The sequence below is a fragment of the Pseudomonas sp. PD9R genome (assembly GCF_019200975.1).
Taxonomy (GTDB): domain Bacteria; phylum Pseudomonadota; class Gammaproteobacteria; order Pseudomonadales; family Pseudomonadaceae; genus Aquipseudomonas.
Map to the genome: position 1 here is coordinate 84899 of NZ_JAHTMR010000020.1, position 7436 is coordinate 92334.

2 protein-coding genes, 2 pseudogenes and 1 riboswitch are annotated in these 7436 nt (G+C 62.2%); all 4 genes and pseudogenes read right to left on the reverse strand.

Features of this window, described 5'->3' with window-relative positions; all coding sequences use genetic code 11:
- Nucleotides 1-868 precede the first annotated feature (868 nt).
- Nucleotides 869-1736, reverse strand: a pseudogene (locus tag KUF73_RS27605) (ATP-binding protein); the annotation flags it as partial.
- 169 nt (nucleotides 1737-1905) lie between these two features.
- A complete protein-coding gene (gene cobN / locus KUF73_RS27610; protein WP_218441125.1) occupies nucleotides 1906-5748 on the reverse strand; it encodes a cobaltochelatase subunit CobN in 3843 nt (1280 codons plus the stop codon).
- Between the two features lie 3 nt (nucleotides 5749-5751).
- Nucleotides 5752-6822 (reverse strand): cobalamin biosynthesis protein CobW, encoded by a 1071-nt coding sequence (gene cobW / locus KUF73_RS27615; RefSeq protein ID WP_218441126.1) that lies wholly within the window; start codon nucleotides 6820-6822, stop codon nucleotides 5752-5754.
- A gap of 98 nt (nucleotides 6823-6920) precedes the next feature.
- Nucleotides 6921-7134, reverse strand: a riboswitch (cobalamin riboswitch).
- A gap of 64 nt (nucleotides 7135-7198) precedes the next feature.
- A pseudogene (locus KUF73_RS27620) lies at nucleotides 7199-7436 on the reverse strand (IS110 family transposase); the annotation flags it as partial.

Consider the following 7436-nt stretch of genomic DNA (forward strand, 5'->3'; position numbering starts at 1 on the left):
AAAAGATCGCAGCCTGCGGCTGCACGCATTCACATGTAGGAGCTGCCGCAGGCTGCGATCTTTTTGCTTCAACGCAAATCATCAATATGCCGATACTCGGACTGCAACTGCGCCGCCAATACCCGGCTGCGCCCAAGGCGAATCGGCCCGCGCTCAATGTCGATCACCAGCCCCGGACAATCGAGCGCGGGCAACGATGGCCATTCCTTCAAGCGCCCATCAGTCACCACCAACAACCGTTGCTGTTCCGCCGGGAAGCGCTTGTGCCGTACTCCCAGCCAGCGCCCCGCTTCACCCAGCGCGGCGAGCAACGGCGTGCCGCCGCCCGCGCCGAGTCCATCGAGCCAGTGACGCAAGCCGCTGGACGCTTTCAGTCCTTGCACCTGCCATTTCGGCAACGCGCCGCTGGCAGTCAACAAGGCCAGACGCGCGCGTTGGCGATAGGCATCGTCGAACAGTTGCGCGAGCAAGCCTTTGGCATCGCTCAATGCCTGATGGCGACGCGTCGAGGCGGAAGCATCGACAATCACCAACCACAGCTCATGGGCTGAGCGGGTACGCAGTTGGAACAATACGTCCTGGCGCTGGCGCGGGCGGCCGTTCAGCAAAGTGCCGGGCCAATTGATCGAACCACTTCGCGCCGCGTGACGCTTGCCCTGCTTACCATGGTCGAGCCGTCCCGCGCGGGGTCTGGCATTCGCCCCCGCATCAGATCGAGGGCGAATGCCTAAGGCTTTTTTTGGCCAGCTCGGCACTTCACGTCGAGCGCCGACCGGCAACGCTTGCGCCGGCATTTCGCCCCATTGACCCTGGCCTTCGCTCGGGTTGGCATTCTGCGTGGCCGGTGATTGTGGCGCATGGGGTTGTTGCGGTGCCGGTGCTGAATGTTCGCGACGACGATGGCGCAAGGCGAACTCGGCGACTGCGTCGATATCTTCTGCGCTGATGGAAGTTACCCCACGCCATGCCGCGTGGGCCCGGGCTGCTCGCAACCAGACCAGGTCGGCGCGCAAGCCGTCGACACCGGCAGCAAAACAGCGCTCGGTAATCTGCCCCAACGCCGCATCGTCAAGTGGAATGTTGGCCAACGTGATGCGCGCCTTTTGGCAACGTTCACGCAGCGACTGCTGCTGGCTTTCCCACTCGGCGCAGAAGCGGTGTGGATCGCTGTCGAAAGCCAGACGCCGACGAATGATCTGCCCACGCTCGGCTGGCACCGTGTGGCCGCCGAGCGCCACGTTCAGCCCAAAGCGGTCGAGCAGTTGCGGGCGCAGTTCACCCTCTTCCGGGTTCATGGTGCCAATCAGCACGAACTTCGCCGAATGCCGGTGGGAAATGCCATCGCGCTCCACAAGGTTGGTGCCACTGGCGGCCACGTCGAGCAGCAGGTCAACGAGATGGTCTGGCAGCAGATTGACCTCATCGACGTAGAGCACACCGCCGTCAGCCTTGGCCAGCACGCCAGGGGAAAATTGCGCACGGCCTTCGCTCAAGGCCGCATCGAGGTCGAGCGTGCCGACCAGACGCTCTTCGGTCGCACCCAAGGGCAAGGTGACGAATTGACCGCTGGCGAGCAGATCCGCCAAGCCACGAGCCAGGGTCGACTTGGCCATACCGCGCGGGCCTTCGATCAGCACGCCGCCGATCTTCGGGTCAATGGCGGTCAGGTACAGCGCGAGTTTCAGATCGTCGGCGCCGACCACGGCGGAGAGCGGGAAATGGGGGGTGTCGGTCATGTCGGGGTTCTCATCATGGTCGGTGGTGATCATCAGTACGCCTTCGCGGGCAAGTCACGCGCCTACAGATAGCGCGTGCCTGTAGGAGCGTGGCTAGCCCGCGAAGAGGCCATCACATTCAACATCATCGTCGAATAAAGGATCGCCATCTCTCGCAGGGTTTTGCGCACTAACTGTCTTCTTCTATATCCAGCAACAGATTCTCCAGCGCCTCGCGATACTCACCCGGGTCTTTCCACATTCCGCGCTGCTGCGCTTCCAGCATGCGCTCGGTCATGTCCCGCAGGGCGTGAGGATTATGCTCACGCACGAAATCCCGGGTACTCGGGTCGAGTAAATACGCATCGGCCAGCAACGCATATTGGTGATCGCCGATCAGTTGCGTGGTGGCGTCGAAGGCGAACAGATTATCAACCGTCGCGGCCATTTCGAACGCGCCTTTATAGCCGTGACGTTTAACGCCATCAATCCACTTCGGATTCGCCGCACGGGAACGAATCACTCGATTCAGTTCTTCTTTCAACGTGCGGATTCTCGGCAGGTCCGGCTGACTGTGATCGCCGTGGTAACTGGCCGTCGCTTCACCGCTCAGGCTTTCCACCGCCGCGAGCATGCCGCCCTGGAACTGGTAATAGTCGTTGGAATCGAGCAGGTCGTGTTCGCGATTGTCCTGATTTTGCAGCACCGCCTGCACCTGGCTCAGGCGCTGGGCGAATTGCTCACGGGCGGCGGTGCCTTCGTCAGAACCACCGTAGGCGTAACCACCCCAGTTCAGGTACACCTCGGCCAGGTCCTCGCGGCTCTGCCACAAGCGACCGTCGATGGCACCTTGCACGCCCGCACCATAGGCGCCGGGTTTGGCGCCAAAGATGCGCCAACCGGCCTGACGCCGAGCGGCTTCTTCGTCCAGCCCCGATTGCAACAATGCCTCGCGCTCGGCACGCACCTTGGCCGCCAGCGGATTGAGATCGTCCGGCTCATCCAGCGCGGCGACCGCTTGTACGGCAGCGTCGAACAGACGGATAAGGTTGGCAAAAGCGTCACGGAAGAAACCCGATACCCGCAAGGTCACGTCCACACGTGGGCGGTCGAGCAAACTCAGCGGCAGAATTTCAAAATCATCGACCCGCTGGCTGCCCGTGGCCCAGACCGGACGCACGCCCATCAGCGCCATGGCCTGGGCGATGTCGTCGCCACCAGTGCGCATGGTCGCCGTGCCCCAGACCGACAGGCCAAGCTGACGCAGGTGATCGCCATGGTCTTGCAAATGACGCTCAAGAATCAGGTTGGCCGACTGGAAGCCGATGCGCCATGCGGTGGTGGTCGGCAGGTTGCGCACGTCCACCGAATAGAAGTTGCGACCGGTTGGCAGCACGTCCAGGCGTCCGCGACTTGGCGCACCACTGGGGCCGGCGGGAACGAAGCGACCGCTCAGGGCATCCAGCAGACCGCGCATTTCTGCCGGGCCGCAGGCGTCCAGCCGGGGCGCGATGACTTGAAGCAGACTGTCGATGATGGCCTGCACTTCGCTCCAGCCAGTCTCCTGTAGGAGCGAGCTTGCTCGAGATGGAGTGTCAGGCGCATTGGTGTCGACTGAGACACCATCGCGAGCAGGCTCGCTCCCACAGGTTGCATTCAACGTCTGCGAGATCAGTTGTGTTGCAAACAATTCGAGGCGTTCGCGGGTATCGCCTGTGGTGCGCCAGGGCTCATCGCTGATCGACAACAAGGCGATTGGACGTGGCCCGGTCCACGGGTCAGCCAGCGCACAATCCAGCGGATCGAAACCCAGCGCAAACGCCTTCGCCAACGCCCGCTGCAAACTCGATTGCGCGCCACGACCATCGCCCCGGGGAATACGCAGCAACGCGAGCAAGGTATCGATACGCAGGTGCCCGGTCGGTGATTCGCCAAACACGTGCAAGCCGTCGCGGATCTGCGACTCTTTCAAGTCGCACAGGTAAGTATCGAGGCGCGGCAGCCAGATCGCCGCGTCGGCATCGCTGTCGAGCTTTTCGTCCAGCTGCAGTTCGCGGTCGATATGGGTCTCGCGCACCAGTTGCAGAATGTCGCGCTGCAATTCACGGGCGCGGCGCGGGTCGAGCAATTGCGCTTCGTAATATTCGTCGGCCAACAGTTCGAGGTTGCGCAACGGGCCGTAGGTTTCAGCCCGGGTCAGCGGCGGCATCAGGTGATCGATGATCACCGCCTGGGTGCGACGCTTGGCCTGAGCGCCCTCGCCCGGATCGTTGACGATAAATGGATAGATGTTCGGCAACGGCCCGAGCAGTGCATCCGGCCAGCAGTTTTCCGAGAGCCCGACACCTTTACCCGGCAGCCATTCAAGGTTGCCGTGCTTACCGACGTGAATCACAGCGTGGGCACCGTAGGTGTTGCGCAACCAGAAATAGAACGCCAGGTAGCCGTGCGGCGGCACCAGGTCCGGGTCGTGATACACCGCGCTCGGGTCCACCTGATAGCCCCGCGCCGGTTGGATGCCGACGAAGGTCAGGCCGAAGCGCAACCCGGCAATCATCATGCGTCCGCCGCGGCACATCGGGTCGCTTTCGGGCGTGCCCCAGCGATCCTGCACCGCTTGGCGATTGGCTTCGGGCAGCGCGTTGAACATCTGTAAATACGCGCCCATGGCCAGGCTTTGCTGGCACGGACGCTGATCAAGGGTATCGAGGTCGTTACTGACGCCGCCGAGCAATTGCTGGATCAACGCAGTGCCGCTGTCCGGCAATTCAGACGGTAACGGATAACCATCGACATGCAACGCACGCAGGATATTCAGCGCCGCTGCGGGTGTGTCCAGACCGACGCCATTGCCGATACGACCGTCGCGGGTCGGGTAATTGGCGAGGATCAGTGCCACGCGCTTTTCAGCGTTCGGCAGCCGCGCCAGATCGATCCAGCGCCGCGCCAGTTCGGCGACAAAATCCATGCGTTCAGGTTGCGGTCGGTAGCAGACCACATCGGACTGGCTGCGCTCACTGCGCCATGCCAAATCCTTGAAGCTGATCGGTCGGCTGATGATGCGCCCGTCCAGTTCCGGCAGCGCGATGTGCATCGCCAGATCCCGCGGGCCGAGGCCCTGTTCGCTGGCGCGCCAACCGGGTTCGTTGTCCTGGGCACAAATCGCCTGAATCACTGGGATGTTGCGGCGAAACGGTCGCAAGTGCGGTGTTTCAGGGCTCGATTGGGCGAAACCGGTGGTGTTGAGAATGACCCCGGCCTCGACTTCGTCCAGCCAATCCTCGACCACCGACAGGCAGCCGGGCTCCTTCAAACTGGCCAGCGCAATCGGAAGCGGATTCAGTCCCGCTGCCAGCAAACGCTGGCAAAAAACATCGATGAAACCGGTGTTCGCCGCCTGCAAATGCGAGCGGTAAAACAGCACCGCCGCCACTGGTTGATCGGCCTGCCATTCGGCTTGCCAATCTTTCAGCGTTGCGGGGCTTTTGTGCGGATGATAAATCGCCGTGCGCGGCAGGGTTTGCGGCTCGGACCAGGTGTAATCCCGGGCTAACCAACGATTGGCCAGACAGCGAAAAAGGTCCAGGGCATTGGCCATGCCGCCCTGACGCAGAAAATGCCAGAGACGGTCGCGGTCCTCAGGGGGCACGGTGCTCAGGTCGCTGAGCTCCGGGTCCGGTCGGTCATCGCCCGGCACCAGAATCAGTTGCACGCCCCGTTGCGAAAGCTCCACTAACCGCTCAACGCCGTAACGCCAATAGGCAATCCCGCCATGCAACGAAATCAGGATGACCTTGGCATAGCGCAGCACTTCGTCGACATACAGATCGACCGAGGCGTGATTCTGCACCTGCATCGGATTGGCCAGACGCACGCTCGGGTAATCGTCGGGCAACTGCTGCGCCGCTTCGGCGAGCAGCGCCAGGCTGGAGTCGCCGCTGCACAGGATCACCAGCTCGGCGGGGGTTTGTCCGAGGTCGGCAATGTTGTCATCCGACACGAAACCGCCGGGCTGGGTCCTGAGCAGGTGCATGGCTTACACGCTGAGCGCGGCGCGCAGTTGCGCTTCGAGCGACGCGGCATCCAGTTGCTGCCCGATCAACACCAGACGCGTGTTGCGCGCTTCATCGGCACCCCACTGACGGTCGAAGTGCTTGTCGAAACGCGTGCCCACGCCCTGGATCAGCAGGCGCATGGGTTTGTTCGGGATAGCGGCGAAGCCTTTGACGCGCAGAATGCCGTGCTGGACCACCAATTGAGTCAGCGCGTCCATCAGCAGGCTTTCGTCGGCTTGCGGCAGTTCGATGGAGATCGAGTCAAAGGCGTCGTGATCGTGGTCGTCGTGATCGTCATCACCGTCGTGGTGGTGATCGTGGTGGCTGTGACGGCTGTCGATGTGTTCTTCAGAACCGGCACCGAGACCGATCAGCACATCGAGTGGCAGGCGACCGCTGCTGGCTTCGATGACTTTTACCGCCGGCGGAAGTTCTTCGGCGACCTCCAGGCGTACGCGGGCCAGGTCTTCCGGGCTGATCAGGTCGGCCTTGTTGAGGATCACCAGGTCGGCGCTGGCCAGTTGGTCGGCGAACAGTTCGTGCAGTGGCGATTCGTGGTCCAGGTTCGGGTCGAGTTTGCGCTGGGCGTCGACCTGATCCGGGAACGCGGCGAAGGTGCCAGCGGCCACGGCAGGGCTATCGACCACGGTGATCACCGCGTCGACGGTGCAGGCGCTGCGGATTTCCGGCCACTGGAACGCCTGGACCAACGGTTTTGGCAGGGCAAGGCCCGAGGTTTCGATGAGAATGTGGTCGAGATCGCCGCGACGGGCCACCAACTCGCGCATCACCGGGAAGAACTCTTCCTGGACGGTGCAGCACAAGCAGCCGTTGGCCAGTTCATAAACGCGGCCATTGGCTTCTTCTTCGGTGCAACCGATGGAGCACTGCTTGAGGATTTCGCCGTCGATGCCGAGTTCACCGAACTCGTTGACGATCACCGCGATGCGGCGGCCCTGGGCGTTGTCGAGCATGTGCCGCAGCAAGGTGGTTTTGCCCGAGCCGAGGAAGCCGGTAACGATGGTGACGGGAAGTTTGGCCAGTGTTTTCATCGGATGCCCTTTGGCAAGGTGGCGGGCATACGGGACGAGAACCGGCAACGCACACGCGCGCCGGAAGCGTTCGCCACCGGATCACCCCGCCCGGTTGTAGTGAGAATCTGTATCGAGGCAGGTCTCCTGGCTGACGGTGTGCCAATCGCTTGACTGGCGTCCGCTGCGCCTTCCCGCGGGCTCAAAGGTTTGAGCGTGCAGTGGCGTGGCAGCGAACATCACCGTTCACAGTTGCGGGGGCAGCCGCGGCATCGACCGCGTTCCCTTCTTAGCTTCGGCAAATACCGAAGAACCTCGAATGCGCAAGGCTACGCATCGTATTGGGGCGGGTCAATCACTGACCTGCACGCCCCCCATGTAGATACCGTCTTGACTCTCACCGGGCAAGTGCAAGTTTTGGGTCAAATGGTTGTCCCGATTTGAGCACCCCGTAAACGAAATGCAGCAGCTTACGCATTGCAGCACAGATGATCTGCTTGGGGGCCTTGCCGTTGGCCTTCAGGCGATCTTTCATGGCAATGATCGCTTCGTTATGCCGCAGCGCTACCAGGCCTGGCATGTAGAGGCCAGCACGCAAGCGCGCTGAACCGATTTTAGAGATCAAGGTGCGGCCC